The sequence below is a fragment of the Rossellomorea arthrocnemi genome (genome assembly GCF_904424705.1).
Taxonomy (GTDB): domain Bacteria; phylum Bacillota; class Bacilli; order Bacillales; family Bacillaceae_B; genus Rossellomorea; species Rossellomorea arthrocnemi.
In genome coordinates this window covers 242,053-268,505 of record NZ_CAJGBF010000004.1, presented here as the reverse complement: position 1 = coordinate 268,505, position 26,453 = coordinate 242,053, and the positions used below count along the sequence as shown (strand labels likewise).

The following is a 26,453-nucleotide window of genomic DNA, read 5'->3' as shown; positions in this document are numbered from 1 at the left end:
CCCTCGTCTTGTCATGCGAGCTGGTTGTAGAATTTGGAGAGGTCGATTCTGTCTCCGATGGTGGTGGGTTCGGCTTTATCGAGGTATTTTTTGTCTTTTTCGACTAGGTTGTATATATGCTGAGTGGTGAGGGCATCATCTAATGCTTTATGGTGCTTACCGACTCCTTCCCTCCCATATTCCTGGACCGCCTTCCATAGGCCCGTTTGATTTTGATCACCAAAGAAGCGCTTGTATTCCATGGATAAATCGACGAATTGAGCTTGGAAAGGAAACGGTATGCCGGACTGGGCGCAGTTATCACGCAGTACCTTCATATCCATGTTTCCCCACGTCACTACCTTCGCGACTCCCATATCATTTAACCTGTTAAAGTAATCAATCAAGCACTGGAACGATATCCCTGTCTCCACTTCATTCTGGGTAATAGATAAAAATCGTTTGCAGCGGTTGGTCAGTTTGGGAAAGGCAGTCGGTTTCACGTAAGAGGAAAACGTATCTGACATTTGCCCATTCTGAACCACCACTACCCCGGCTTCAATGATTTCAGGGAAGAAACCTTTGGGGACTCTATGTCGTTCCGGCATAGAAAACTCAAAATCTATAAACACAAGCTGTTCCGCTTTCGCCACTTAAACTCCCTCCTCAAAATGTAGATAAGACCCCAATCCATCTATAATAAAAATTTTTCACGATGTTGGTTGCATTTCTTACTCCCTGGCTTCTTCCGAATTGGAGAACCGCTATATTCAAAAATAGATGCACGCACCGTTTCTCCATACCTCTTATTCTTACATTATATCATGCAGAGTCTAGAAATTATGACTAAATCCCCGTTTTCCATGTGAATAAATGTTATTCGGTGGACTATGAAGCAAATCTTTAATAAAATGAATATTTAGGTATACGAAATAAAAATTCATATAGAAGGTGTTTACCATTTCCAACAAAAAAAAGAATCTAGCCATCATGCTCACGGCCAATTTTTTGGTAGCTGCAAGTGCAACAATGGTGCTGCCCTTTTTATCTCTTTACATTGAAACCTTTGGTACTTACAGCCACGAATATGTACAGCGCTGGTCAGGTTTTGTCTTCGGCGTCACTTTTTTGACAGCGTTCTTCATCTCTCCTCTTTGGGGACGGATCGGGGATCGTTATGGGTATAAACCGATCCTTCTGATCACGGGATACGGAATTGCTGTGTCCATCTTCTTAATGGGCTTTATGGATTCCGTTTTGGGATTGTTCATTCTCCGGATGATTATGGGGGCTGTCACAGGCTTCATTCCTACATCGATGGCCCTTATTTCATCCCAGACTCCAAAAGAAGAAGCGGGACGGACCCTCGGGACCCTGCAGATGGGAACGGTATCCGGCGGGTTATTCGGACCGGTGATTGGCGGACTCTTAGCAGACAATGTAGGTTTTTCCTACACATTCATCTTCACTTCCATTGCTATAGCAACGGCTGCAACCGTCGTATTGTTTGGAATTAACGAGGAGCGGAGCAAGGAGCAGCGAAATCAAAGAAACAAGTATTCCAGTAAAGAAGTCCTTCAGCATATATTCAGCCACAAACTACTTGTGACGGTGCTTTTGCTGTCATTATTGATTCAAGTGGCGAATTTCAGCATACAGCCGCTCCTCGCACTGTATGTAGATGAGCTCACTTCTTCTTCGAATCTGGCATTTTTGGCAGGGATTGCTTTTTCAGCTACTGGTTTCGGAAATTTGCTTGCCACGAGACGATGGGGTCAGCTCGGTGATGATATCGGGTATGAAAAGGTATTATCAATCCTTCTCGTTCTGGCATCTATCTTCATCGTTCCACAGGCACTGGCAGTCGAATTATGGCAGCTTGTCCTGTTCCGGTTCCTTTTCGGAATCGCCATCGGCGGCATGATTCCCTGCGTTACGGCCTACATCCGCCAGGAAGCACCTTTAAGCATGCAAGGGGAAGTCCTCGGATATAATCAAAGTTTTCGGTTTTTAGGAAATGTAATCGGCCCTGCCTTTGGTGGTATCGTGTCCGGCTATATTGGCATTTCTTCCGTATTTTATGTAACAGGTGCTTTATTCTTGGGGGCATTTGGATTATTATGGTGGAGTATACGTCATTCTGACACAACCAGCCATGTGAAAGATTACTAGAAAAGTAGAGTGAGATATGAGAGTTTTTGCAGGATATGTAACGGTAATTAGTTTTGTACTCATCTTTTTTACCACATTATTTTTTGCGACAGACGAATGGAATAAGGTACAAAGCTTTCAACAGGAATTGGAGCACACTGTAAGTACTGACACCATCGACCTGAACCGCACGAGCTTACTCCTTGATCAGGACGGTAAGGTCTTTTCCGAGGTGAATCGTCCTTATCGTCTCTATGCACCCGACGATAAGATCCCAGCATTTCTAAAGGATATCCTTGTTGCTTCAGAAGATCAGCACTTTTACGAGCACGTCGGTTTCGATGCAGGTGCCATTCTGCGGGCTGTTGTGAAAAACCTTGTGTTCACCCATATCCAACAGGGGGGAAGCACCATTACCCAGCAGCTTGCCCGGAACTTATATTTGGGACAGGAAAAAACATATAATCGTAAATTGACAGAGCTATTCTACGCCCACGAAATTGAACAATCCTTGTCAAAAGATGAAATACTGGAGTTATACATGAATGTGATTTACTTCAGCAACGGTGTGTATGGAATTGAAACAGCTTCCCAATATTATTTTCAAAAAAGTGTCACCGAGCTCAATCAAGCGGAGATGGCGTTTATTGCTTCGATCCCGAATAACCCGGGTAAGTATGATCCCATTGACCATTTTGATCAAACAAAAGTTCGACAGGAACGACTGATTGATATCCTTGTGAGCACGTCAAAGCTATCCAAGGATGAAGCGGAGAAATTGAAGAAAGTTCCGATTACTTTGAATGTCCGTAAGAAGACAGATCTGTATCCAGATTATGCCTTTTATGTGGAAAACGAGCTAAAAGACCTGATTGCTTTCAATGAAGGCTTTAAGCTCGAATTGGAAAATGCTTCTACAGCAGAAGAAAAGAAGCGGATCGCCGAGAATCTCGAAGAACGTTTTCAGGACGTGATTTCGTCAGGGGTCCGGATTCAAACGGCTTTGCAGCCTGCACTTCAACAAAAAAGTGTACGGGCTTTGAACGAACAACTGAATGAAGAATTGCAGGGAGCCACCGTCACTATCGACAACAACACCAGGGACATTGTCGCCTTATCCGGGGGAATGAACTACCAGAAGTATAATTTCAATCATGCGTTTCAAGCCTTTCGACAGCCAGGGTCAGTGATAAAACCGCTGCTTGTATACGCTCCCTATATTGAGAAATTCAAGGCAGGCATCAATGACAAAGTGAATGCCAATCAGTATTGTATCGGTGAGTATTGTCCAGTCAACTATGGAGGAGTCCAGCCGGGTAAAGTGACGCTGAAACAATCCCTGGCACAATCTTATAATGGCTCGGCGGTTCGACTCATGGAAAAAGTCGGCATAGAAAAAGCCTTCCAATCCATATCCCCTTTTTCCTTTGAAAAGGTGACAAGTAAAGACAAAACCTATGCCTCTTCTGTGGGTGGTTTTACTTATGGGATGAGTCCCCTTGAATTGACGGAGGCCTATACCTCTTTTATTAATGGAAGGTATCAGGAAAGTCATGCCATCGTTCACGTGAAAGACTATAATGGAAAAATCCTTTATCAATGGAAAGAAGATCCGAAGAAGGTTTGGTCGCAAGCCACTACTTCTAAAATAAGAAAAATGCTCAACGAAGGAGCAACAGTGGGAACCGGAAAAGCCGCCTACGTATCCAAACCCTATGTAGGAATCAAAACCGGAACGACCAATAACTATCATGATTACTGGGTGATCGGGCTAACTGACTCTCTCACAACCGGGGTATGGGTAGGGCATGACATCCCCCGTAATATGAGCCAGATCGAACATCAGCGCCCAAGCCATAAAATCTGGCAGGAAATCATGAAATGACCTGAAACCAAAAAAAGCGTCTGCAGAATGGTCTGCAGACGCTTTTCCTTTTATAATTTCACCTTCGACATTATCGGCAAACTTGCCATCACTCCATTATAAAGCTTCAGAAAAACAAAGAAAATCGTCAAAAACAACGATGACCATGAGAACATCTGTAAACTCACCACTCCGAAGACCCCCCATTTCGAGAGGGACGGACTGATTTTATACACAAAATAGATAAAATAAGAAATAGAACTAAGTGCAAATATGATGAAAAGCCCTAAGAAGGACTTTAGACTCACTACAGACACCAGACCCCCGATGAAGTAGATCATCGAGCCTGAACGAACAAGATTATACAACTGCCCATCCGAATCCGTGGCAAAAAACAGCATGGATACACCATTGATTGTCTCCGCGATCAGTTTTAAAGCCGCAAACACCATGAAAAAAGCAACCATTAACAGGACCAAAATGGCAAGCTTAAGCTGTATATCGGATAAAAACTCCCTCATGCCGGGGTAAACGCCGATTTTTTTAAATACGTCTACGAATACTTCCACTCCATAAACGGAAAACGTAAGACTAAACAATAATATTGAAAAAAGGGGTAAGTAACTTGTTAAGTATGTATTTTTCACTCAAAACTCTCCCATAACCATTCTTCATCCACTCTCATCATAATCGTTTATGGGAATCTTGAAAAGGGTATAGAAACAGAAGGGACAAGGACAAAATACCTATCTATTCTTATTGCTAACAAAGTAAAAAACTGCCCCTTCTATACTGGAAGAAAGGACAGCTTCAATGTTGAAGATTGGTATGTGGCACTACTCTAATGTATTCCCTGGATCCAAAGGGTTGTCTCCCGGGAACAGGTTCTTTCGTTATCTCCTCTTCCACTTCTTCCGTTTCCCCGTATTGAACAGGTTGGATATTCATACTCGTCGGGTCTTCCGTTTCAATGATCCCCCGATTAAACCGGTCTTCCGTTTCAACCATCCACGCAAAACCAAAAAAAGCAAAAAATATCGATGTAACCGCTACTGTTTTCTTTTTCATAACTTCACCACCTTATGGATAGGATTCTCCAAATTGACCGAAACTATTCTGTAGGACACCCGATTTAAGGAGAAAAATCAACAAATTTTTCATATTGGAATACCGCCTATCTTCATATTTAATACTTCATGAATTATCTGATATGGATGGGATGCTGAGTAATGCAAGCATTTATTTTTTGCGTTATAATGCTCTTTGAGGTTCAACTTCGGTCAAGGTGTGTAGAATGTTGTCAGTTTATGAATAAGGTTGACATAAGATCATGTTGAAAATAAATGAATTTATATAAGGGGGGTTTTAAATGACTTTATTACATTGGGCTATTGTATCGCCTTTTTTATTTGCCCTACTCATTCCATTTCTTTATAAAGCATTTCGGAATGTACATACCGGCTGGTTCGTCCTTTTGTTGCCAGTAGCTTTATTTACATACTTTTTTCAATTCATCTCCATTACGAAGAACGGAGATACGGTTAAGGAAACCTTGGAGTGGATGCCTTCCTTCGGGATTAACTTCATCGCTTATGTGGATGGCCTCGGATTACTTTTTGCCATGCTCATCACAGGGATCGGTTCACTTGTAGTCCTTTACTCGGTTTATTACTTAGATAAGAAGAAGGAGCAATTACATAACTTTTATGTGTACCTAATGATGTTTATGGGAGCGATGCTCGGTGTTGTTCTATCCGACAACGTAATCGTTCTTTATATGTTCTGGGAATTCACTTCCATTTCTTCATTCTTATTGATCGGTTATTGGTATCATCGCGAGCGTTCAAGATACGGTGCACTGAAATCCATGCTCATTACGGTCTTTGGCGGACTGAGCATGCTTGGAGGATTCCTGCTTCTTTATCTCATGGGCGGGACCTTCAGCATCAGGGAATTAGTCGTACAAGCTGATCAGCTTATGTCACAGGCACTATTCCTTCCAGCTTTACTCCTTGTACTATTAGGAGCTTTCACGAAATCCGCTCAGTTCCCATTTCATATCTGGCTGCCTGATGCCATGGAAGCACCTACACCTGTCAGTGCGTATCTGCATTCTGCCACAATGGTTAAAGCCGGAATCTATCTTGTTGCACGATTAAGTCCCGTATTCGCAGAATCAAGCGTTTGGTTATGGCTTGTTGGAGGAGTAGGGATTTTCACCTTATTCTGGGGATCGTTCAATGCTGTGAAACAGACGGATTTGAAAGGGATTCTCGCCTTTTCCACAGTCAGTCAGCTTGGTCTCATCATGTCCTTACTGGGAGTAGGGGCGGCTGCCCTTCACTATACGCAATTGGATAATAATATTTATATGGTTGCCACACTAGCAGCCGTTTTCCATTTGATCAACCATGCGACATTCAAAGGAAGTTTATTCATGGTCGTCGGGATCATTGATCACGAAACGGGTACGAGGGATATCCGAAAGCTTGGCGGGCTGATGAACTTCATGCCTATCACGTTTACCATTGCCATCATTGGTGCTTTCTCCATGGCCGGGCTCCCTCCTTTCAACGGGTTCCTATCCAAGGAAATGTTCTTTACGGGTATGGTCAGGGTCCTTGAAATGGATATTTTCAACTTAGATACTTTCGGCATGATCTTCCCGCTCCTCGCATGGGTAGGAAGTGTGTTCACTTTTATTTACAGTATGATCCTGGTCTTCAAAACCTTCACCGGGAAGCACCAACCGGAAAAACTTGAAAAAAAACCGCATGAAGCACCTCTTGGCATGTTGATTTCACCAATTATTTTAGCTTCACTTGTCGTCATTTTCGGTTTCTTTCCGAATATCCTGTCAGAACGGATCATTGCGCCGGCAGTGGCTGCCATTACACCAAGCCTGATTCAGGATGGACATGCAGTCGAGACTCATATTTCTTTCTGGCATGGACCTACACCCGAGTTATTCATGACCTTTGGGGTTATTCTAATCGGGATTCTGTTGTACCTCCTGCTTCCATCTTGGAAAAAGGTCTACTCATGGATTCCTGAACGCTTAACATTGAACTCTTTTTATGATGGAGGACTGGTCAGGAGCGAACGTGGGGCAAAGAACTTCACGAGCGGATATATGACTGGGTTCATTCGAACTTACCTGGTGTACATCTTCTCGTTCCTGATTGCCGTATCTCTGTTTGCCCTATGGTTTAAAGGGGCATTTGCCATCAATACGAAACATCTTGCGCCTGTCGGGGTCTATGAAATCGCCATCGCTCTTCTTCTTGTGATCAGTTCGGTTACCATTCTGTTCGCGAAGTCACGATTAACATCGATCATATCCCTCGGTGCCGCAGGATACACTGTTTCACTGTTTTTCGTATTATTCCGGGCACCGGACCTGGCCCTGACACAGCTTGTTATTGAAACCGTGTCGGTAGCCTTATTCTTACTGTGTTTCTATCACCTGCCTCAGTTAAGCAGACATGAAGAACGGATGCGGTTCAAACTGGGTAATGCACTCATATCGATCGGGGTTGGTGTGGTGGTCACGTTATTTGCCATCTCTTCCTACAGTTCGAAAATGTTTGAATCCATTTCGAAATACTATATTGAAAATACCCATGATAAAGCCGGCGGGGAGAATATGGTCAACGTTATTCTGGTTGACTTCCGTGGGTTTGATACCATGTTTGAGATTTGCGTCTTGGCCATTGCGGCACTGGGCATATTCTCCATGATTAAATTGCGTCTTACAAGGAGGGATGAAGGATGAAAGCAAAAGTAAAAACAAATGATGTCATCCTGCAGACCGTCACCAATGTGGTCGCATTCATTATCATCCTGTTTTCATTACGACTTTTTTTCTCGGGTCACTATACCCCGGGGGGAGGATTTATTGGGGGCTTGATGACGTCGGCAGCCATCGTGCTGTTGTTACTGGCGTATGATATCAAGACCGTCGCCACCATATTACCGGTGGATTACAAGATCATAACAGCAATCGGTCTGTTATTCTCCGTGGCTACAGGGGCAGGGGCCTTGTTATTCGATGTCCCGTTCCTCACCCATGCGTATGATTATTTTCATCTTCCCCTGTTAGGAAAGACATCGCTGCATACGGCCGTGCTGTTTGATACAGGCGTGTATCTGGTTGTCATCGGGGTCACCATGACCATTATTCAAACGATTGGGGTGAGCGAATAATGGAGATCATCATGGCCGTTGTGGTCGGAATTCTTTTCACAAGCGCCGTGTACTTAATGCTATCCAAGAGCTTACTCAGGATCATCATTGGTACAGCGTTATTAAGTCACGGGGCCCATTTATTAATTCTTTCAGTAAGTGGCCTTAAAGGGGGAGCTGCACCTCTACTCGGAGAACATTCCAATGGGTATGTTGATCCACTGCCCCAGGCTTTAATCCTGACGGCAATCGTTATCAGCTTTGGAGTGACAGCTTTCTTCCTTGTTCTCGCTTATCGGGCATATCAAGAGCTTGGCACGGATAATATGGATCAGATGAGAGGTAACGAAGGAAATGACTAACTTATTAATACTACCGATTTTAATCCCGTTATTCACGGCGATTATCTTAATGTTCATAAGCAAATATGTAAAAGTACAACGTGGAATTTCAGCGGTATCAACATTGCTGACTGTCGCAGCCTCCCTTGTACTGATCAATACGGTACATCAGCACGGAATCCAGACGGTGAACCTGGGGAGCTGGGTCGCCCCTTTTGGAATAACACTGGTTTCCGATATGCTTTCTGCATTACTGGTGACAACGACCAGTATCATTACACTTGTTGTCCTGCTCTACTCTTTTAAGTCGATTGGAGTGGAACGGGAACGTTTCTATTATTATCCTGTCGTTCAATTTCTACTGGTGGGAGTGAACGGGGCTTTCACGACAGGGGATATTTTTAACCTTTTCGTCTTTTTCGAAGTAATGCTGATGAGTTCGTACGTTCTATTGGTTCTCGGAGGAACGAAGGCACAATTGCGAGAGGGAATCAAATACATTTTGGTGAATGTCATTTCTTCTGCACTATTCGTCATAACCGTTGCATACCTGTATTCTGTCGTTGGAACGCTGAATATGGCGGATATCTCGAGAAAAATCGCCCTGGTCGATCAGCCTGGTATCGTGACGGCCATCGCCATCCTGTTTCTATTGGTATTTGGACTTAAAGGTGCGATCTTTCCTCTGTACTTCTGGCTGCCCGGCTCTTATTATGCTCCCCCGACACCGGTGCTTGCATTGTTCGGAGCCTTGCTTACGAAAGTCGGAATCTACTCGATTTTACGAACATACACATTATTTTTCTATCACGATACCGGTTTTACCCATGAGATCCTGGGCATACTGGCCATCCTCACTATCATCCTTGGCTGTATTGGAGCCATTGCTTATTGGGATGTAAAGAAAATCATCATCTATAACATCATCATAGCGGTAGGTGTGATTTTGTTCGGAGTATCGACGATGAACCCTGAAGCGTTAGAGGGTGCCATTTATTATGTTGTTCATGACATGATCATCAAAGCCGCTTTATTCCTTCTCGTTGGCGTCATGATTGCCATTACCGGCACAGCCAACTTAAAGAAAATGGGCGGTTTGATCAAGCACTACCCGTGGCTCGGGTGGACATTCCTCGTCGCTGCATTCTCTCTTGCCGGCATCCCGCCGTTAAGCGGTTTTATCGGCAAGCTATTAATCGTAAGGGGAAGCTTTGCGGCAGAGGCCTATGTAGGTGCAGGCGTCGTTCTGGCATCAAGTTTATTGGTCCTCTACTCTGTCATTAAAATCTTCCTGAATGGCATATGGGGAACGCCAAAGGAATATAACGGAGCTTCAAAGGGTGACGCCCGTTACTTATGGATGACGTCTCTGATACTCGTTGTGCTGGCCGTATGTTTCGGCCTTGGGGCAGAAGCGATGCGTCCCCTATTCTCACAAGCAGCAGAAGTACTGGTGAATCCGGATCTCTATATAGACGCAGTGTTAAAGGAGTAATGCAGAATGGCTTTTCAAATTTTATTAAATTTTTTCCTGGCCTTTGTCTGGATGTTTCTTTCGGTATCCTTTACTTCTCAGTCATTCATTATTGGCTTTTTACTAGGATTGCTTGTTATATTTGCATTCAGAAGATTTTTCAACTCACGGTTTTATTTGTTACGGGTGGCTGCTGTCATCAGCTTATTCTTCTTGTTCTTGAAGGAACTGATTCTCGCAAACATCTCGGTTTTAAAAACCGTTTTGAAACCGAAGTTGGATTTCCAACCGGGCATATTCGCTTTACCGACAGAATTAAAGACCGATTGGGAGATTACATTATTAGCGAATCTGATCACTCTGACACCCGGGACCCTCGTCATGGATGTGTCGTATGACAATAAGATTCTTTATGTTCATGCCATCGATATCCCGGACGTGGATGAAGCCATCGAGGACATTAAAAATTCCTTTGAAAAAGCCATTATGGAGGTGAGTCGCTAATGTTACATCTAATTTTTCAAATCACTTTACTATGCGTCTCCCTCTCCATGCTCGGCCTGGTTTACAGAGTCGTGAAAGGCCCCACTACCCCTGACCGGGTCGTGGCACTTGATGCAATCGGTATCAACCTGATTGCAATCATTGCTCTTGTTTCCATGATGCTCGATACATACGCTTTCCTCGAAGTGATCCTGCTTCTCGGAATCCTGGCGTTCCTGGGAACCGTAGCCTTTTCAAAGTTCTTAGAGAAAGGGGAGATCATCGAACGTGAGCGAGATCATTAGATTTTTCATCGGATTTTTCTTAGTCATTGGAGGATTTCTCAGCCTTGTCACCGCTTTCGGCTTATTGAGACTTCCGGATGTATATACGAGAAACCATGCTGCATCTAAAAGTGCGACGCTTGGGGTCATGTCAATCCTGCTCGCGACATTCCTTTACTTCTATCTGGAACATGGGCATTTCAATTCAAGACTGATCCTGGCCATTATCTTCATTTTTGTAACAGCACCGGTTGCCGGTCACCTCATCTCACGTGCCGCCTATAATTCAGGGGTCAAACTTTGGGACAAAAGTGTACGGGATGATTTAAAGGATAAAGAACAATACGAACGCCAGAACAGTCAATAAGAGACAAATGAAAAAGGCTTGCCCCCACTTGTTTAATAGGGCAAGCCTTTTTAAATGCCTTAACGTTGATACAAGTGTTCTTCCACACTTCCATCCTGCTTATGCACAACCAGTGTCCCGGAATGATCCGTCACATAGTCTTTGGCTTTTGAAAGGAGTTTGTCCTTTGTATTTTCTACAAGAATGGCCCTCTTTCCTTCAGCCTTCTTTAATTGCCAGCCGTCGTCGTGGAGGGTGATGTGGTATTCGGTTTTTTCCGATGTATTCCCCTCTTCAGATTGATGGGCACGGTCAGTGGCAATGGCAATCGCCCTTCCCTCTTCATACCCTTCATCAAGGAGGGCATTAGCAATTTCAATCGCTTTATTCCGTACGGCAGCAGGCAGGTTCTTCAGTGAATCAGGATAATCATTTTTTGTCCAACTCATAAAAATAGGCCTCCTAATTTATTGGTTAGTAGTTGATTTCCCATTTTTTCACTTTTTAAACCTGTCTTCTGGGCTATCGTTTTGGAACGACCGCCATGGTACAACGCGATACACAAATTAATTGATCTTCCTCATCTGTGATTTTTATATCCCATACCATCGTGGTCCTGCCCTGATGCATGACTGTACCAGTCGCGGTGACCAGTCCTTCCCGTTTTGCTTTGATGTGGTTTGCATTGATTTCAAGGCCAAAGCATATTTCCTTTTCCAGGTCGATCAATTCTACCGCCCCTACACTCGCCACCGTCTCCGCAAGGGCCACGGACGCACCGCCGTGAAGGAAACCAAATGGCTGCCTCGTCTGTTCATTTACCGGCATCGTCGCAATAACTTTGCCCTTACTCATTTCTACAAATTCAATTCCTAACGCACTGATTAATGTATTCTCCGTATTCACCTGAATCACCTCATATAATAGTCTTCCTTACTATCTGTTCGAGAAAGGCCGTGAAAATCCTCTATTTTCACTTTCCTATCCATCATGCTTTCAATTGATGAATAATCCGATGCTTAGTTTCATACATTTCCTTAGAGCATTTCTTCAGAAAGGGGTTATGTGTTATGTATCGGTATCATCCTTTTTATCCACCTGTTCAACGCCCCTACCCACCGGTCCACTCCAGGGCACAACCAATACCCTCATATAATCGGAACTATCCCCCTGTCGAAACCAAAACGTTCATGTCTTCGGCAGGTAAAACATTAAGCTTAATGGAAGATGCCCAAAAGGTACTCCAAAAAATAAACACCTCCAAAGAGTTCTCATCAAAATTCATGAACGCAGCACAGCAGTCGAACGTACCTGAAGTACATAAACTACTTCAAACCATCGGTACAAGGGTACAGCCGATTGTTTCGTTCAATCCGGATGGAGTTCGCCTTGTCTTTGATGAAAAATTTGGTCAAGTGGATTGCTGTCATTTAATCGTGATCGTCCGGTGGATGTAAAAGAAAAGAAGCAAGGGATGCCCTTGCTTCTTTCTATTATAAGATGATCGCCGCAATCCAACCGAACAGGATCAGAGGAATATTATAGTGCAAAAAGGTTGGGACACATGTATCCCAAATGTGATTATGCTGACCATCCGCATTCAGTCCTGCAGTCGGTCCCAGCGTACTGTCTGATGCAGGTGACCCTGCGTCACCAAGAGCACCCGCTGTACCAACAATCGCAATTGTGGCAAGGGGACTGAATCCGAGCTCCATGGCAAGGGGAACAAAGATGGCCGCAATGATGGGAATCGTCGCGAATGAAGACCCGATTCCCATTGTCACCAGAAGCCCGACCACCAGCATGATGAGCGCAGCCAACGCCTGGTTGCCTCCAATGACATCAGCAGTCGCCTTTACCAATGTCTCAACATCTCCTGTTGCCGTTACCACTGCCGCAAAACCTGATGCGGTTATCATGACAAAACCGATAAAGGCCATCATTTTCATTCCTTCATTCAGTAACCCATCAGCCTCTTTCCATTTAACCGACCCTGAAATATACAGGACGGCAATACCTGCCAATGCCCCAAAGATCATCGATTCCAGCTGTAGCTGGACATATAAGGCCACGACGATGGAAAGGAGAGCGAAGATCATCGCTCGTTTGTTGTAAACGATTTTTTCATCTGCGATCACTTCTTCTGCTTCATTGTAGTCCCTAGGTTTTCGATAACTGACAAACACAGCAATCAGCAACCCAATCATCATTCCTCCGACAGGAAGAAGCATAGCTTTCGGAATATCACTAATGGCGATCTCCATTCCACTCGAAGCCATGTTTTGAGCGATAATCTCATGGAATTGCAGTCCAAATCCTACTGGTAACAGTATATAAGGGGCGGTTAATCCAAACGTCATCACCGAGGCGATTAAACGTCTATCGATTCGTAACTCTGTCATCACCTTTAATAAAGGCGGGATCAAAATCGGGATAAAAGCGATGTGAATCGGAATCACATTTTGTGAAAAACAAGCCATGATTAAAATAGATATAACAATAAGTGCTTTCGAAAGGGCTGTCTTTCTTGTATCCCCTTTTTTCCCGACAACTTTTAATACCCAGTCAACGAGTAGATTCGGAATTCCCGTATAGGAAATCGCCACTGCAAATCCACCCAATAATGCATAACTCAGTGCGATACTTGCCCCGCCGCTTATTCCATCCGAAAAGACGGATATCGTCTCGTCCAATCCGAGTCCGCCTGTCAGTCCCCCGACTAACGCACCAGTGATCAGAGCGAATACAACGTTCACACGTACCAGACTCAGTACCAGCATGACGAGAACCGCTATTACAACTGCATTCATAACTACTTCCTCCTTATATACTCATTATATCGATTTGATATTTGTTTTCGTTATACTTTAATTCGCTAAATTGGTAGAGTGATAAAATCACGATTTCTACTTTAACAAGATAAAGAGTGTTTGTCAATACTTTAGCGGGATGAAAGATGGGGTGGGGAATTTTGAGGTGGTGGGCTCTATTACTATTAAACGTTAATCGACTGGATATTAAACGTTTCGGCTGGATTAGATCCAATTTCCGCTGGATCTTTTATCATTTCGGGTGGTTTATGACCATAAACAGCCGGATTCTTAATCCACTCAGGCTCTATTCTGTTCAACTGCAGCGGATTTCCTTCTCAAATAACGGGGGTGGGTTTTACATTTGAGTCCAGAATCGGTGTGGATTTGAGGGAATTGCGTCATTTTCCAACGTGATTGCGTCATTTTTCCATTTATTGCGTCATTTTCTAACTTAATTGCGTCCTTTCAAGCCCTAATTGCGTATTTTACCATTAATTAACATCCCCCCACCCCCTTCCTCTACTAATCTCCCAATAAAAAAAGCCTTCTCCCAGCGCCCCCATACTCAGGCACTGAAAAAAGACTCTCCAATCGTACTTATTTCTCTAAAGGCTCAAAACGTTCGACCAATAAGGCAAGCGTCCTCGCCATGACACCCGTCCCACCTGAAGGACCAAGATCATGACTTCCTTTTGTCGTAGCGGTTCCAGCGATATCAAGATGTACCCAAGGCAGTCCTTCCGAGAACTCCCCGACAAACGCACCTCCCATGATGGCATGACCCGCACGGCCAGGTGAGTTGTTCAAGTCGGCTATATCACTTCCACGGACGCGCTTTTTATCATTTTCCGTATAAGGAAGCTGCCAGATGTATTCCCCTGATTCACCTGAAGCTTCCAATACCTGTTCGAAGAACGCTTCATTATTAGTTAGGGCACCGGTTTTATCCTCACCGAGTGCAACGATGACCCCGCCGGTTAAGGTTGCAACATCCACTAAATAGTTAGCCCCTTGATGCTTTGCATAGGTCATTCCGTCAGCGAGCGCGAGACGCCCTTCTGCGTCGGTATTTAACACTTCAATGGTTTTACCGCTCATGGATGTAATCACATCGTCAGGCTTGAATGCAGCGCCGCTCACCATATTATCCGTTGAAGGAATGACGGCAACGACATTTTGTTCCGGTTTGATTTCACCAATGATTTCCATGGCACCGAGAACAGCTGCCGCCCCACCCATGTCTGTTTTCATACCGACAATTCCATCCTTGGGCTTAAGGGAGTAACCCCCTGTATCAAATGTAATCCCTTTTCCGACTAATCCGATGACATCCTTCCAGTCCTCTTTTCCGTTGTATTTCAGGACAATCATCTTCGGAGGCTCCACAGAACCCTGGTTCACGGCAAGTAATGCACCCATTCCCAGATGCTCCATTTCTTCCTTGTCGAGGATTTCAACCTCAAAGTTGTATCGTTCAGCCAATTCCAAGGCGTATTCCGCCAATTTTGTCGAGGTTAATAGATTACCAGGTGTATTAACCAGTGTACGTGCGGAATTCACCCCATTCCCGAAAGCAGAGCCAATATGTAAGGCGGTCTCTATTTCTTTCGACTCTCCTTTTGTAAAAAACTCGATCGCTTCCGTGTGTACTTCCGGTTCATTCGATTTCTTTTTATAACCGTGGAACTCATAAGTAGACATCGTAAAGGCTTCCATAAAGGCATGAGCTACATCCGTTGCAACGATTTCTTCAGAAACAAATGTGTCGAGTGCGACAGAAAACGAAGACACTTTCATTTCCTTCAATGTTTTGGACGCTGAACCTAATGACTCTTTTAATAGATCAAAGGTCAACTCTTTTTGCTTTCCAAGTCCTACGAATAACACTCTTTTCGCTTCGAGTTTTCCAAACGTATGTATCTTTGACACTTTCTTCGCTTTAGAAGAAATGTCTTTATCCTTCACCAGCTGTGTAAGGTAGCCTTCAAACTTCTGATCGAGCTCTTTCAGCTCCCCTTCGAATGTTGGCTGATTGTAAATACCGACGATCAGGCATTCCCCGTTCGCCTTCGTCACTTCATTTTGATTGATTGAAAAATTCATGTTTATCGACACCTCCACACTCTATTATAGCGAAGATGTCCAATTATTTCGACTTTCTAAACAATCCACTTTTTAAAGTTAAATTAAGGAGTCATTAGGGTATGATATAATGAGAACATTATTTTTATTCAAACAATTGAAAGGGTGGCATTTCACAACATGGAAGTATTGTTTAATTTTCCATTATGGGCGTCTTTATTTTCCATCTTTTTTGCGCAGTTTGTAAAGGTTCCCATACAGTATATCGCGACGAGGGAATTAAATTGGTCTTTGATTACCTCGACAGGCGGGATGCCGAGTTCCCATTCAGCAGCCGTAACCGCATTATCCACCGGTGTTGCCCTTGAAGTGGGGCTCTCTTCACCCATCTTTGCCGTATCCGCCATGTTTGCCATCATTACGATGTTTGATGCAACGGGAGTCAGAAGACAGGCTGGAGAGCAGGCGATCGTCCTCAATCAATTGATGGTGGATTTCCAGAGATTCATGTCAGAAGCAAAAGGCTGGCAAAACAAACCTGAACAGGAAAAACGCAAGGAGCTGAAGGAATTATTGGGTCATAAACCCATTGAAGTATTCTTTGGTGGATTATCAGGAATCATTCTGACGCTTCTTCTTCATTATTTATTCATCGCCTAGGAGGGGAATCATGAAAATCGTTTCCATTTGCCCCAGTAACACAGAAATCATCGACTACCTGGGATTAACACCTCTACTTGCAGGTGTTGATGATTTCTCCGATTATCCCGAAGAGGTAAAGTCCCTGCCACAGCTTGGACCGGATCTCTCCATTAACATGGATAAGCTGGAATCATTAAACCCGGATTTGGTATTTTCATCATTAAGCGTACCAGGAATGGAAAAGAACATAGAAGAACTTGAAAAAAGGAACATTCCCCATATCACTCTTAATCCTCAGAGTTTCTCTGACATTGCAGATGATCTCTTAACGGTGGGAAAAGCTTGTGGCATTGAAAATCACGCGATCAGACGTCACCAGGAATTTACAGGTACCGTTAATCGGTTAAAGACCATCGGGGAAGGGGTTTCCAATCCCCCATCCCTTTATTGGGAATGGTGGCCCAAACCTGTCTTCACTCCGGGAAAGATTAATTGGCTGACCGAGCTGAGCGAAATGGTCGGTGCCCGTAACCTCTTTAATGACGTTGAATTGGCAAGTGTTCAAACCGATTGGGATGATGTAGTAAAACGCAACCCGGATTATATTTGCCTGGCATGGGTCGGGGTTCAGCAGAAACGGGTGAAGCCGGAAATCGTAAAAAAGCGGCCAGGTTGGAAACAGCTCGAGGCTGTACAAAAGGATCGGATTTTTGTCTTGGAAGAAGCACTCTACTGCAGACCATCCCCCCTTCTATTAGAAGGGGCCGTTAAGCTTGCCGGGTTGCTTCACCCCGATTTGTATCATGAAGAATTTTCTCAAATCGAGTAAGAGACTTATCCCATAGTACATTCATACATTAAAATGCCTGCTCATTCACTAGAAATGAGCAGGCATCTTAAATTTTTTCTAACACTTTTCAACCCTCTGGAGAAGCAGAATGGATGGTTTTCTGTTCAGCATCCCATTAATTCTTATGGACCGATGCATCATAAATCGAATCAACAGCCTTCTTCAATGCTGCATCAAATTCTTCCCCGGATTGATTGACATTCAAGTCAGAAGCCAATGCCCGGGAGAAGCTTGCAATCACGCCGTCATTTTCTCTCAGCTTCTCATTCGCTTCTTCTCGGGAGTAGCCGCCTGAAAGCGCGACGACCCTCACGACACGAGGATGCTCAACCAACTCTTTATATGCATTTGCTTTCGTTGGAATTGAGAGCTTCAGCATGACGTTTTCCTCTTCTGACAGCTCATTCAAGTGTTTAATGATTTCTTCACACAGAATGTCTTCGGATTTCTCCTTTTGTTTACTGTGGATATTGACTTCAGGTTCGATGATCGGGATTAGACCTGCAGCGATGATGCGTTTTCCAATTTTAAACTGTTGTTGGACTACTTCTTCGATGCCACTCTTGTTCGGTTCGTGTATGACCGAGCGCATTTTTGTCCCGAAAATATTCCGTTCATTGGCACGTCGGAGAATCTCCTCCAAATCAGAGATCGGTTTCATGAGCTGGACGCCTTTTTCCTGACCGGCCAGTCCTTTATCCACTTTTAAGAAAGGGACGATGCCTTTATCAGCAAGGTAATCTGCTGTATATTTGCCTTCAATTTTGCTGTCCATCGTTTGTTCAAAAAGGATGACACCAAGGATGCTGTCTGGGCTGAAAGCAGGAGAAGTGATAATTCTCGTCCGCATTTCATGGACCTTCTCAAACATTTCGTCTTCATTGGTGTAGGTGTCTTCAAGCACACCATACGCTTGTAACGCTTTGGGAGTACTGCCTCCGCTCTGGTCGAGGGCTGCAATGAATCCTGTTCCATTCTTCATTTTATCGAATTGACTTTTGTTCATATGTTCCACTCCTTCTGAATTCGCATCTCATATTACTTTTCCCCTTTTTCCTATGTTGTTAAACGGATCCAAGAGGATGGAGACCTTTGTCTTTAGCTATACATGCGGTCCTTACTATTAAGTCCGGTATATTAAAAAAGCACACAGTGATATTGAACTGTGTGCTTTTTTCATTCATTCTTCTTCAGGTGATAGAATCTGTTGCCGGAACACCTGCATGGATTTATTTTCATTAAGAGCCGCTAATTCTTGTTCTGATAACTCTCCTGTACCCATCTGGACCACATAGACGTCTATTGTCTGTTTGCCCCATTCATTATACACATCGTCCACTGTTTCATAATAAAGGTCCAACTTATTTCCTTTGATTGCACTCCCAGTATCGGCTACGACCCCATATCCATAATTGGGGATAAAGAGGATGGTACCGATGGGATAGACAGAAGTATCGGCTGCAATCGTAGAATATAGATCCCGCTTCACTTTCACTCCTGAGTATGTAATTCCATAGAGGGGATGGTCCGGATTCTTCCCGGTCGATTCAACACCGGCTGTATAGCCCGTTGCTACAACCGTATGTTTCGTATATTGATCCCAATCAACGGATTCTTCCAGTGTAGACGGTTTAACAGATGCACTTGCTGACACTTTTGTCTCGTACCCTGTAAACCTTTTAAGAAACTTCAATGATAACTTCAAGGGACTTGTCTTATGTTCTTTATAATCTATACTTGTTTGATCACTGTCACCCTTGTTCATCAACCAGGTTTTAAAGGTTTGCGCTTCTACACCCGAGACTGATTGAAAGGTCGTCCCTAGTGCAAAGATAAACAAAATGATCATAACGAATCTCTTCGTCCACATGTTAAACAGATTCATGTATTCACTCCTCCCACCCTTCATACTTCCCATTGGTGAGGAGATATATGCATAAATTGATAAAAAAATCGAATAGTTTCAATATTTGGAAATTAAGGATGTAGCTGTTTTCTCGTGAAAAACCCTTTTAAGACGGGTCATTCCTCACTTCAACTAGTATGTACTGTTTTAAGAAAATACTTACAAAATAAAAGCTTTTAGAGCTTTGTTTTGCTGGGCAATTGCCTGAAGATAGGGACCGTTCCTTTCCGCTCTACTCTGTGCTTCTATATTCTGATAGTCTAATGACAAATGTGTGATAAAAAACGATTGGTGTTTTCTACATATGATCTGGCTGGTATCATTTAATCTATAACTGGAGATCCGGGAAAAACTGGACAGGTGAGATCCCTGAGGCTCACTTCCAGCCCCAGGGAAAGCGAGTACCTGAAGCGGATTCAACCTCTTCTCGCTTTTCCCACAACCAGAGCCTTTACTTTTCAATCATAATAAAAAATCCGTTCAATCCGGGATTTAATTCCCGGTTAAACGGATTTGGTTAAAACATACGATATCCTTTTGCTCTTAGAATCCTCATCACGATGCCGGAAAGGATGGCACCCGCGAGACCGCTTCCGAGAATAACGAGGTCCGCTACAGCCAAGTGGCTTAGCCTTGTCCCAAGTTCTGAAAAAGACTCTCCAGCATTTCGGAAATAATCTATAAAACGAACTTCGTCCACGATAAATATAACGACAATCGGATAAATGATGGCCATGATCCAAGTCATACGCAATAACATATTTAACAAAAAACCTATTCCGAAAAATAGAACAAAAAATAGAAGCATCGAAATAATCATTACATGTATAGGCATTTTCCAATTACACCTCCATAACACTAAAGAATAGTGTACCCCGAGTGAAATGTAAGCGTCAATATTTTCAAGGAAAGATTTGTGGTTTATTCACAAAATAAACTTATTTATCATGTGTACATAAAAAACAGACCCAATGTCGGTATCCCACCGTCATTAGGTCTGCTTTTATCCTCTATTCTACAGGGGTTATTTTTGTTTCCCGCTGCCTCCGCAGCACGGACACGTTTCAGAACCACCCAACACTAACTGAAAGTATCCTTTTCCTGAACAGTAAAGACAATATTTCGTTTTAGTACTTGCAGTAGCTCTCATAATTCCCTCTCCCTTTTCTTTAATTTCTTAATTTTCTGATAATATACCATCTCTTCAGAATAAAGAAAAGGGACAATAAAGGGGATGTACCTCAAAGAAAGCGAATACATTTATGTTTTTCTTTCGTTATCTCTTTTTTTCTTAATATTTACAGAATTTTATAAAAATAACCGGTACTGTGTATAGGCAAATTGAGTCCCTGGGTTGATTCCTTCAATCATGTTCAATTCATGCTGAGATCCCGATCGTTTGATCATCTCATACACCATCACAGATGTCTTCTCGTCCCTTAATAATTCCTGAGGAGACTTCCACTGGACATCCCATAATTCAGCTTCTTCCATCTCCATAGAAGAAGTTTCCTCATTCTCCAACAGAAAGATCATCATGTTATCGCTGATGTCGTGTTGAAGGACTCCTGATCTCACGCCAACGATCCCTTTAATGGTTGTGTCTAATCCTGTCTCTTCCTTCACTTCTCTTATCACAGCTTCATCGACCGTCTCGCCTGCATTGACAAATCCTGCCGGAAGTGACCACATGCCCTTTAATCCGCTGTATTTCTTTTTCACGACCAGCCATTTACCATTTTCATCAATCACCAGACCTGCCACGGCAAGCCAAACCTTTCCCCTTTTCACTGTACACACCCCCAATTGCATAAATACAAACGAAAAACGTCTCGTTCAGCACCGTCAAGCATAAGGCCGAATTGAGTATATGTATTCTTTACCTTTTTGGCAAAACGATCTAATACCTGAAACTGAAAAAAAGCAGAGTGGAATCCACCCTGCTTTTTTATTTATTCATGTAAGACTTAAAAGAACTTGAACTTTCCTTTTTTGAAGACAAGTGATGGTCCACCAACCATGTAAAGAGCACGGTTGTCGACGACTTTCTTCATGAAGGAAGCTTTTGTACCAGTGATTTTCTTACCGTAAACGACACCGATTGCATCGTCTTCACCAAGGGAACATACTGTTCCTTTAATGTCTGGAGTGAATAATTCCAAGTCCTCTTTGCCGTGAAGCAGAGAAGCGATGTTGCGTGCACATACTTCACCTTGTTGCATGGCGATCTGTGCAGTAGGAGGGTATGGACGCTCTGTTTCTTCATTAATCATAAGTGAACAGTCACCGATGATGAAGATGTTGTCATGTCCCGGTGCGCGAAGATCCCGATTGATTTTCACACGAGCACGCATGTTTTCAATTCCGGCTCTTTCAATGATGGAGTTACCACGTACACCTGCAGCCCATACGATCGTACCTGCCTTGATTTCTTCTACTTCGTCTTCACCTTTAGCGATGAGAACGCTATCTGCTTTTGCTTCTTTAAGTGGAGTTCCGATATGGAATTCAACACCCTTTTTCTCAAGCTTGGCACGGGCGTATTTCACTAGCTCAGGATCAAATCCAGGAAGGATCATTGGAGCAGCTTCCACACATACAATCCGTACTTTCTTACGGTCGATATCATATTCATGACAAAGTTCAGGAACACGGTTACCTAATTCGCCTAAGAATTCGATTCCTGTGAAGCCTGCTCCACCTACAACGATGGTTAAGCGTTCATCGTTCAATTCACCTTCGTTTTTATACGTAGCAAATTGCAGTTCAATGTGCTCACGGATTTGTCGTGCAGAGTTAATATTTGAAATCATGAATGCATGCTCATGAAGACCTTGAATTCCGAATGTTTCAGATTCTGCACCTAGAGCAACAACCAAGTAATCGAATTCTACTTCACCTTCACCTGTGATGACCTTCTTCTCATCCACTTTGATATCTTCCACAGTGGCTTGCAGGAAATTCACTTTGCTTGTGTTGACCACATCTTTAACGTCGTAGCGTACACGATCGTGATGGAGCGTACCGGCAGAAGCTTCGTGTAACCAAGTGGTTTCGTAATGATAATCATTCTTATTAATTAAAATAATTTCTGCTTCATTTGTTCCTAATTGTTTTTGAAGACGGGTTACCGTCATTAATCCACCATAACCTGCACCTAATACAACGATTCTTGGCTTTCTCAACTGAATCACATCCACCTTTTTTGATAAATTTGCTTTGGATACTCCTTAGAGTCCTCCACATTATGCGTTTTTATCCCGTTCAATCTGATGCTATTATCTTTTTCCCTATAAAAAAGAAACTAAAACAAATCAAACGCGATGTTTTCCTTCATTCAAAGAGGAAAATACTGTATGAAAAATATAAAAACAAAAGTATGTGACGTATTTCACGAACTACTACATAGTTATGCGAAAATTGTCATAAATTCTTAACAATATGCCTACATTACATAATATTCTTTTTACCAATCATTTTCAAGATGTATATCGTAAATTGGAAACTTAAGAATATTTAGAAAAGCGGAGGCGGCTTGCCCAGGCCCGACAAGCATAAGATGAAACGACCGGAAAGGCGCCCCTTGCCTTTTTGGTCGTTTTAGCTTATGACCTCAAGGGACTAGCCGCCGGAGCTGGACACAGAAAAGCGGAGGCGGCTTGCCCAGGCCCGACAAGCATAAGATGAAACGACCGGAAAGGCGCCCCTTGCCTTTTTGGTCGTTTTAGCTTATGACCTCGAGGGACTAGCCGCCGGAGCTGGACACACAGAAAAGCGGAGGCGGCTCGCTCAGGCCCGACAAGCATAAGACGAACATGCCGGAAAGGCGCTATTTGCCTTTTTGGCATGTTTGACTTATGACCTCGAGTCTCTAAGCCCTGGAGCTGGACACAGAAAAGCAGAGGCGGCTCTCCCAAGCCCGACAAGCATACGTCGAACATGCCGTAACCCTCCAACAAAAGTCGCAGTCACCCCCATCAAATAGACTGATTATTCCCACTTATAAAGCCAATTATTGTGAAGAATCGAAAACGGTATGATAGAATAAATTAATATGAAATACATCTTAATTGTTGGAGGGATCCAGTTGAAGGAAGATCAAAAAGTGTATGATATCACAATCATAGGCGGCGGTCCTACCGGGCTGTTTACAGCGTTTTATGGCGGTATGAGAAAAGCATCAGTTAAGATCATCGAAAGCTTACCACAACTCGGGGGGCAGCTTGCTACTCTATATCCTGAGAAATACATATATGACGTTGCCGGTTTTCCTAAAGTGAAGGCGCAGGATCTTGTCAATAATTTAAAAGATCAAATGGCGAAGTTCGAAACGACGATCTGTCTTGAGCAAGCCGTGGAAGGCGTGGAAAAACAGGCTGATGGCATGTTTAAGCTCACAACGGATAAGGAAATTCATTTTTCCAGAACAATCATCATTACGGCAGGAAATGGTGCCTTCCAGCCCCGCCGTTTAGAACTCGAACATGCATCAGAATTTGAAGGGAAAAATCTTCATTACTTTGTTGATAATCTGGAGCATTTCAGGGATAAAAACGTGGTCATTTGCGGCGGCGGCGACTCTGCTGTTGACTGGGCACTGATGCTTGAACCGATCGCAGAAAAGGTTTACCTCGTGCACAGACGTGATAAATTCAGAGCACACGAACATAGTGTGGAGAACTTACATAACTCCACAGTGGAATTGAAAACACCGTTTGTCCCGTCAGAATTGGTGGTTGAAGAAGAAAAGATCAATCAGTTGATATTAGAAGAAACAAAAGGCGACGAAAAGGAAATTATCGACCTCGATGAGTTAATTGTCAACTTCGGATTTGTTTCGTCCCTTGGTCCGATTAAAGATTGGGGCCTTGAGATTGAAAAGAATTCAATTGTGGTGAATTCGAGAATGGAAACGAACATTCCAGGCATTTATGCCGCTGGTGATATCAGTACGTATGATGGAAAAGTCAAACTCATAGCCAGTGGATTTGGTGAAGCACCGACAGCGGTCAATAATGCCAAAGCGTATATGGATCCAAAGGCAAGAGTGCAGCCGATGCACAGTACGTCCATGTTTACAGATTAATCTTAATCAGAAGGCACAGGAAATTGAATCCTGTGCCTTTTTACTATTTTAAGGATGAGGGAGTGTATACCATGCTCGAGAGGCTCATTTTCTTCCTCTTAACCGCGTCCCTACATTGTTTATTTTCACCATGGATGGGTAGACCAATAATAGGACAAAAAATCTAAGATAAAGGATGAGGGAGAGAATGAATGTATTAGTCATTGGAGCAAATGGTCACACTGGCCGTCATATAGTGAAAGAGCTTTCAAATAGCAGTCAGCATTTCGTGAGAGCCATGATTCGGAAAACAGAACAGGCAAAGGATTTGGAAGACTTGGGAGCAAGACCCATTGTTGCTGATCTTGAGCAGGATTTCTCTTATGCTCTTGAAAATGTAAATGCCGTTATCTTTGCAGCTGGCAGCGGCGGATCGACAGGTGACGATAAGACACTTGCCATCGACCAGGAAGGCGCAAAAAAAGCAGTAGATTATGCGAAGAAAATGGGAATTGAACGTTTTATCATGCTCAGCTCCATGGGTGCCGGTAACCCTTCAAGCGGCCCGGATGAATTGCAATTTTACTTAAAGGCTAAAGGAGCAGCAGATTCTCACTTGAAAGAGAGCGGCTTAAATTACACCATCGTCCGCCCGGGTTCTCTTTCCTTCGAAGATGCTACCGGTAAGATTGAAGCTGCTTCCAGTATCGAAGATAAAAGTCGGGACATTTCCCGTGCAGATGTTGCGAAGGTGCTCGTGGACTCTTTAACCATAGAAGAAACGAATCACAAGGTATTCGAGATCTTGACTGGTGACACACCTGTGGAAGAAGCGCTGAAAAATATTTCATGATCTTGAAAAGGGACGGACCTCTAGATTTAGAGGTCCGTCCCTTTTTATCTTTAGCAATTTTCCGGCGTACCCTTATTCGTCGCCGTCACAAATGATGATCCACATCCGCATGATGCGATGGCGTTCGGATTGTCAATCGTGAATCCGCCGCCCATCATGGACTGCTTGAGAATGTTTATATATCAAGGTTTATTTGAGTTTTTGAGGGTTACAAATTGCAAGCATGATTGTTAATTGCAAACCAAGTAGATGGTTAATGTCGTTAATTCAATTATATCCAAGCCCAACAATATGTTCAATATTAAAGTAACTCAGACATATTTTATAGAACGTATTCACTGATTAATAAAAGTATTATCGGCAAAGCAACTCCAATACCAATTGAACTTATAAGTTTTCTTGATTTTTTTGCCTTGTTATAATGTTCTGGTATAAATTCAAATTCTACACTGGGCCAAATCTTTTCTATTTGGTCAGAAATCCACATGTACCAAATACCTATTGGAATGAGTGACAAAAATGATATAATAATCCAACCATCATACGAGATACTTCCTATTCCTATTTTTTCACCATTTAGAATACCTACAAGGAATACCATTGTCATAATAGTTGTGAAACTAAGGATTGCACTTAACCAAATGGTACATAGCTTTTTGTACTTTAGAATAAAATTTTCTTGGGGTTTTATATGATCTTCGATTTCTTTTAGCCATCCAAATTTTGCATTAACCCATTCTGAGCTGCTTCCTAATACCTTTATATAACTATCTCTATGCTTAATTTGACTTACGTAAAATTCAATTTTGTCTCTATTGTGTGATGTGTACTCCAATTTTATTGTTACAACATTTTTAAAGTCTAAAACTCCTCCTTCAATTAAATGCTTTACAGCACTATATTCATAAGTGGACATATCAGAACAATACAGAAGTATACTTACTCTTCCATGAAAATAATCCTCTAAATTCACAATATTTTGTTCAAAAAGTTCTGGTCTAGTAATTTTCAGTTCTTCTTTGAATCTTCTAAATTCCTTTTCATGGTCATTTTCTAAGACTTGACAAATTTTTATTAATAATTCTTTATTTAACACTTTTGACTGAATAGGATAAGTTCTACTTTCTATATTCAC

Annotated in this window: 29 protein-coding genes and 1 pseudogene; 14 read left to right on the top strand and 16 right to left on the bottom strand. The window is 42.9% G+C overall.

Features of this window, described 5'->3' with window-relative positions:
* Positions 1–11: 11 nt before the first annotated feature.
* Positions 12–632: a 3'-5' exonuclease KapD gene (kapD, locus tag BAA9072_RS08725; RefSeq protein WP_201714279.1), complete on the bottom strand. Its 621-nt coding sequence runs from the start codon at positions 630–632 to the stop codon at positions 12–14.
* Positions 633–939: 307 nt separating this feature from the next.
* Between kapD and BAA9072_RS08720 the strand changes: the two genes are divergently transcribed.
* Together BAA9072_RS08720 and BAA9072_RS08715 are read left to right on the top strand one after the other, a co-directional pair.
* The gene (locus tag BAA9072_RS08720) at positions 940–2,151 is read left to right on the top strand and encodes an MFS transporter (protein ID WP_201714330.1); all 1,212 of its coding nucleotides are present in this window, start codon (positions 940–942) and stop codon (positions 2,149–2,151) included.
* Positions 2,152–2,167: 16 nt separating this feature from the next.
* Positions 2,168–4,015 carry a transglycosylase domain-containing protein gene (locus BAA9072_RS08715; protein ID WP_201714278.1) on the top strand — a complete coding sequence of 616 codons (1,848 nt, stop codon included), beginning with the start codon at positions 2,168–2,170 and terminating at the stop codon, positions 4,013–4,015.
* A 50-nt stretch (positions 4,016–4,065) separates the two neighbouring features.
* Here BAA9072_RS08715 and BAA9072_RS08710 read toward each other — a convergent pair whose 3' ends face one another.
* Both BAA9072_RS08710 and BAA9072_RS08705 read right to left on the bottom strand, forming a co-directional pair.
* Positions 4,066–4,641 carry a DUF5366 family protein gene (locus BAA9072_RS08710; protein ID WP_230980799.1) on the bottom strand — a complete coding sequence of 192 codons (576 nt, stop codon included), beginning with the start codon at positions 4,639–4,641 and terminating at the stop codon, positions 4,066–4,068.
* Between the two features lie 163 nt (positions 4,642–4,804).
* A complete protein-coding gene (locus tag BAA9072_RS08705; protein ID WP_201714277.1) occupies positions 4,805–5,062 on the bottom strand; it encodes a hypothetical protein in 258 nt (85 codons plus the stop codon).
* Between the two features lie 301 nt (positions 5,063–5,363).
* Between BAA9072_RS08705 and BAA9072_RS08700 the strand changes: the two genes are divergently transcribed.
* From BAA9072_RS08700 to mnhG, 7 genes are read left to right on the top strand one after another with little or no spacing between them, the layout of a single operon-like run.
* Entirely contained in the window at positions 5,364–7,769 is a 2,406-nt protein-coding gene (locus BAA9072_RS08700) for a Na+/H+ antiporter subunit A (RefSeq protein WP_201714276.1), read from the top strand.
* The gene (locus BAA9072_RS08695) at positions 7,766–8,200 is read left to right on the top strand and encodes a Na(+)/H(+) antiporter subunit B (RefSeq protein WP_201714275.1); all 435 of its coding nucleotides are present in this window, start codon (positions 7,766–7,768) and stop codon (positions 8,198–8,200) included. The genes BAA9072_RS08700 and BAA9072_RS08695 overlap by 4 nt, the downstream gene beginning before the upstream one ends.
* Complete coding sequence (locus BAA9072_RS08690; protein WP_201714274.1) at positions 8,200–8,541, top strand: Na(+)/H(+) antiporter subunit C; 342 nt, start codon at positions 8,200–8,202, stop codon at positions 8,539–8,541. The genes BAA9072_RS08695 and BAA9072_RS08690 overlap by 1 nt, the downstream gene beginning before the upstream one ends.
* Entirely contained in the window at positions 8,534–10,015 is a 1,482-nt protein-coding gene (locus BAA9072_RS08685) for a Na+/H+ antiporter subunit D (protein WP_201714273.1), read from the top strand. Before BAA9072_RS08690 ends, BAA9072_RS08685 begins: the two co-directional genes overlap by 8 nt.
* 6 nt (positions 10,016–10,021) lie before the next feature.
* Positions 10,022–10,498 (top strand): Na+/H+ antiporter subunit E, encoded by a 477-nt coding sequence (locus BAA9072_RS08680; RefSeq protein ID WP_201714272.1) that lies wholly within the window; start codon positions 10,022–10,024, stop codon positions 10,496–10,498.
* Positions 10,498–10,782: a Na(+)/H(+) antiporter subunit F1 gene (locus tag BAA9072_RS08675; protein WP_098350101.1), complete on the top strand. Its 285-nt coding sequence runs from the start codon at positions 10,498–10,500 to the stop codon at positions 10,780–10,782. The genes BAA9072_RS08680 and BAA9072_RS08675 overlap by 1 nt, the downstream gene beginning before the upstream one ends.
* Positions 10,766–11,128 (top strand): monovalent cation/H(+) antiporter subunit G, encoded by a 363-nt coding sequence (gene mnhG, locus BAA9072_RS08670; RefSeq protein ID WP_201714271.1) that lies wholly within the window; start codon positions 10,766–10,768, stop codon positions 11,126–11,128. Before BAA9072_RS08675 ends, mnhG begins: the two co-directional genes overlap by 17 nt.
* Positions 11,129–11,187: 59 nt before the next feature.
* Here mnhG and BAA9072_RS08665 read toward each other — a convergent pair whose 3' ends face one another.
* Together BAA9072_RS08665 and BAA9072_RS08660 are read right to left on the bottom strand one after the other, a co-directional pair.
* Complete coding sequence (locus BAA9072_RS08665) at positions 11,188–11,556, bottom strand: DUF2188 domain-containing protein (RefSeq protein WP_201714270.1); 369 nt, start codon at positions 11,554–11,556, stop codon at positions 11,188–11,190.
* Between the two features lie 73 nt (positions 11,557–11,629).
* Positions 11,630–12,013, bottom strand: coding sequence for a hotdog fold thioesterase (locus tag BAA9072_RS08660; protein ID WP_201714269.1), 384 nt, complete (start codon positions 12,011–12,013; stop codon positions 11,630–11,632).
* A 164-nt stretch (positions 12,014–12,177) separates the two neighbouring features.
* Between BAA9072_RS08660 and BAA9072_RS08655 the strand changes: the two genes are divergently transcribed.
* On the top strand, positions 12,178–12,564 hold the full coding sequence (locus tag BAA9072_RS08655; protein ID WP_201714268.1) for a hypothetical protein: 387 nt from the start codon (positions 12,178–12,180) through the stop codon (positions 12,562–12,564).
* Between the two features lie 36 nt (positions 12,565–12,600).
* Here the strand turns inward: BAA9072_RS08655 and BAA9072_RS08650 are convergent, their stop codons facing one another.
* The 3 genes from BAA9072_RS08650 to BAA9072_RS08645 form a co-directional block, all read right to left on the bottom strand.
* Positions 12,601–13,917, bottom strand: coding sequence for a Na+/H+ antiporter family protein (locus tag BAA9072_RS08650; RefSeq protein ID WP_201714267.1), 1,317 nt, complete (start codon positions 13,915–13,917; stop codon positions 12,601–12,603).
* A 185-nt stretch (positions 13,918–14,102) separates the two neighbouring features.
* Positions 14,103–14,237 (bottom strand): hypothetical protein, encoded by a 135-nt coding sequence (locus tag BAA9072_RS24465; RefSeq protein ID WP_269139930.1) that lies wholly within the window; start codon positions 14,235–14,237, stop codon positions 14,103–14,105.
* A gap of 280 nt (positions 14,238–14,517) precedes the next feature.
* Positions 14,518–16,023, bottom strand: coding sequence for a leucyl aminopeptidase (locus BAA9072_RS08645; protein ID WP_201714266.1), 1,506 nt, complete (start codon positions 16,021–16,023; stop codon positions 14,518–14,520).
* 159 nt (positions 16,024–16,182) lie between these two features.
* Between BAA9072_RS08645 and BAA9072_RS08640 the strand changes: the two genes are divergently transcribed.
* Both BAA9072_RS08640 and BAA9072_RS08635 read left to right on the top strand, forming a co-directional pair.
* A complete protein-coding gene (locus BAA9072_RS08640) occupies positions 16,183–16,662 on the top strand; it encodes a divergent PAP2 family protein (RefSeq protein ID WP_201714265.1) in 480 nt (159 codons plus the stop codon).
* Between the two features lie 10 nt (positions 16,663–16,672).
* Positions 16,673–17,473, top strand: a complete 801-nt coding sequence (locus BAA9072_RS08635) for a cobalamin-binding protein (protein WP_201714264.1) — start codon at positions 16,673–16,675, stop codon at positions 17,471–17,473.
* A gap of 136 nt (positions 17,474–17,609) precedes the next feature.
* On the opposite strand, the gene BAA9072_RS08630 is transcribed toward BAA9072_RS08635, so the two are convergent.
* From BAA9072_RS08630 to BAA9072_RS08605, 6 genes are all read right to left on the bottom strand, one after another.
* Positions 17,610–18,500: a fructose bisphosphate aldolase gene (locus tag BAA9072_RS08630; protein ID WP_201714263.1), complete on the bottom strand. Its 891-nt coding sequence runs from the start codon at positions 18,498–18,500 to the stop codon at positions 17,610–17,612.
* 174 nt (positions 18,501–18,674) lie between these two features.
* Positions 18,675–19,379: a 3D domain-containing protein gene (locus BAA9072_RS08625; protein WP_201714262.1), complete on the bottom strand. Its 705-nt coding sequence runs from the start codon at positions 19,377–19,379 to the stop codon at positions 18,675–18,677.
* 538 nt (positions 19,380–19,917) lie between these two features.
* The gene (locus BAA9072_RS08620; protein ID WP_034763779.1) at positions 19,918–20,235 is read right to left on the bottom strand and encodes a YuiB family protein; all 318 of its coding nucleotides are present in this window, start codon (positions 20,233–20,235) and stop codon (positions 19,918–19,920) included.
* A 189-nt stretch (positions 20,236–20,424) separates the two neighbouring features.
* Entirely contained in the window at positions 20,425–20,550 is a 126-nt protein-coding gene (locus tag BAA9072_RS08615) for a YuiA family protein (protein ID WP_172655674.1), read from the bottom strand.
* 158 nt (positions 20,551–20,708) lie between these two features.
* Positions 20,709–21,212 carry an NUDIX domain-containing protein gene (locus BAA9072_RS08610; protein ID WP_201714261.1) on the bottom strand — a complete coding sequence of 168 codons (504 nt, stop codon included), beginning with the start codon at positions 21,210–21,212 and terminating at the stop codon, positions 20,709–20,711.
* 155 nt (positions 21,213–21,367) lie between these two features.
* Positions 21,368–22,585: an NAD(P)/FAD-dependent oxidoreductase gene (locus tag BAA9072_RS08605; protein ID WP_201714260.1), complete on the bottom strand. Its 1,218-nt coding sequence runs from the start codon at positions 22,583–22,585 to the stop codon at positions 21,368–21,370.
* Positions 22,586–23,487: 902 nt separating this feature from the next.
* Between BAA9072_RS08605 and BAA9072_RS08600 the strand changes: the two genes are divergently transcribed.
* Together BAA9072_RS08600 and BAA9072_RS08595 are read left to right on the top strand one after the other, a co-directional pair.
* Complete coding sequence (locus BAA9072_RS08600) at positions 23,488–24,486, top strand: NAD(P)/FAD-dependent oxidoreductase (RefSeq protein ID WP_201714259.1); 999 nt, start codon at positions 23,488–23,490, stop codon at positions 24,484–24,486.
* Positions 24,487–24,673: 187 nt separating this feature from the next.
* A complete protein-coding gene (locus BAA9072_RS08595) occupies positions 24,674–25,318 on the top strand; it encodes an SDR family oxidoreductase (protein WP_201714258.1) in 645 nt (214 codons plus the stop codon).
* 50 nt (positions 25,319–25,368) lie between these two features.
* On the opposite strand, the pseudogene BAA9072_RS08590 reads toward BAA9072_RS08595, so the two are convergent.
* Together BAA9072_RS08590 and BAA9072_RS08585 are read right to left on the bottom strand one after the other, a co-directional pair.
* Positions 25,369–25,485: pseudogene (locus tag BAA9072_RS08590) on the bottom strand (iron-sulfur cluster assembly accessory protein); the annotation flags it as partial.
* Positions 25,486–25,640: 155 nt separating this feature from the next.
* A complete protein-coding gene (locus BAA9072_RS08585; RefSeq protein WP_201714257.1) occupies positions 25,641–26,453 on the bottom strand; it encodes a hypothetical protein in 813 nt (270 codons plus the stop codon).

What these genes read in the sequence shown, in the direction of transcription:
- BAA9072_RS08715 (WP_201714278.1), top strand. Translation starts at nt 2,168, where the DNA reads ATGAGAGTTTTTGCAGGATATGTAACGGTAATTAGTTTTGTACTCATC.
- BAA9072_RS08705 (WP_201714277.1), bottom strand. Translation starts at nt 5,062, where the DNA reads ATGAAAAAGAAAACAGTAGCGGTTACATCGATATTTTTTGCTTTTTTT.
- BAA9072_RS08700 (WP_201714276.1), top strand. Translation starts at nt 5,364, where the DNA reads ATGACTTTATTACATTGGGCTATTGTATCGCCTTTTTTATTTGCCCTA.
- BAA9072_RS08695 (WP_201714275.1), top strand. Translation starts at nt 7,766, where the DNA reads ATGAAAGCAAAAGTAAAAACAAATGATGTCATCCTGCAGACCGTCACC.
- BAA9072_RS08690 (WP_201714274.1), top strand. Translation starts at nt 8,200, where the DNA reads ATGGAGATCATCATGGCCGTTGTGGTCGGAATTCTTTTCACAAGCGCC.
- BAA9072_RS08685 (WP_201714273.1), top strand. Translation starts at nt 8,534, where the DNA reads ATGACTAACTTATTAATACTACCGATTTTAATCCCGTTATTCACGGCG.
- BAA9072_RS08680 (WP_201714272.1), top strand. Translation starts at nt 10,022, where the DNA reads ATGGCTTTTCAAATTTTATTAAATTTTTTCCTGGCCTTTGTCTGGATG.
- BAA9072_RS08675 (WP_098350101.1), top strand. Translation starts at nt 10,498, where the DNA reads ATGTTACATCTAATTTTTCAAATCACTTTACTATGCGTCTCCCTCTCC.
- BAA9072_RS08665 (WP_201714270.1), bottom strand. Translation starts at nt 11,556, where the DNA reads ATGAGTTGGACAAAAAATGATTATCCTGATTCACTGAAGAACCTGCCT.
- BAA9072_RS08655 (WP_201714268.1), top strand. Translation starts at nt 12,178, where the DNA reads ATGTATCGGTATCATCCTTTTTATCCACCTGTTCAACGCCCCTACCCA.
- BAA9072_RS08650 (WP_201714267.1), bottom strand. Translation starts at nt 13,917, where the DNA reads ATGAATGCAGTTGTAATAGCGGTTCTCGTCATGCTGGTACTGAGTCTG.
- BAA9072_RS08645 (WP_201714266.1), bottom strand. Translation starts at nt 16,023, where the DNA reads ATGAATTTTTCAATCAATCAAAATGAAGTGACGAAGGCGAACGGGGAA.
- BAA9072_RS08640 (WP_201714265.1), top strand. Translation starts at nt 16,183, where the DNA reads ATGGAAGTATTGTTTAATTTTCCATTATGGGCGTCTTTATTTTCCATC.
- BAA9072_RS08635 (WP_201714264.1), top strand. Translation starts at nt 16,673, where the DNA reads ATGAAAATCGTTTCCATTTGCCCCAGTAACACAGAAATCATCGACTAC.
- BAA9072_RS08630 (WP_201714263.1), bottom strand. Translation starts at nt 18,500, where the DNA reads ATGAACAAAAGTCAATTCGATAAAATGAAGAATGGAACAGGATTCATT.
- BAA9072_RS08625 (WP_201714262.1), bottom strand. Translation starts at nt 19,379, where the DNA reads ATGAATCTGTTTAACATGTGGACGAAGAGATTCGTTATGATCATTTTG.
- BAA9072_RS08620 (WP_034763779.1), bottom strand. Translation starts at nt 20,235, where the DNA reads ATGCCTATACATGTAATGATTATTTCGATGCTTCTATTTTTTGTTCTA.
- BAA9072_RS08615 (WP_172655674.1), bottom strand. Translation starts at nt 20,550, where the DNA reads ATGAGAGCTACTGCAAGTACTAAAACGAAATATTGTCTTTACTGTTCA.
- BAA9072_RS08610 (WP_201714261.1), bottom strand. Translation starts at nt 21,212, where the DNA reads ATGCAATTGGGGGTGTGTACAGTGAAAAGGGGAAAGGTTTGGCTTGCC.
- BAA9072_RS08595 (WP_201714258.1), top strand. Translation starts at nt 24,674, where the DNA reads ATGAATGTATTAGTCATTGGAGCAAATGGTCACACTGGCCGTCATATA.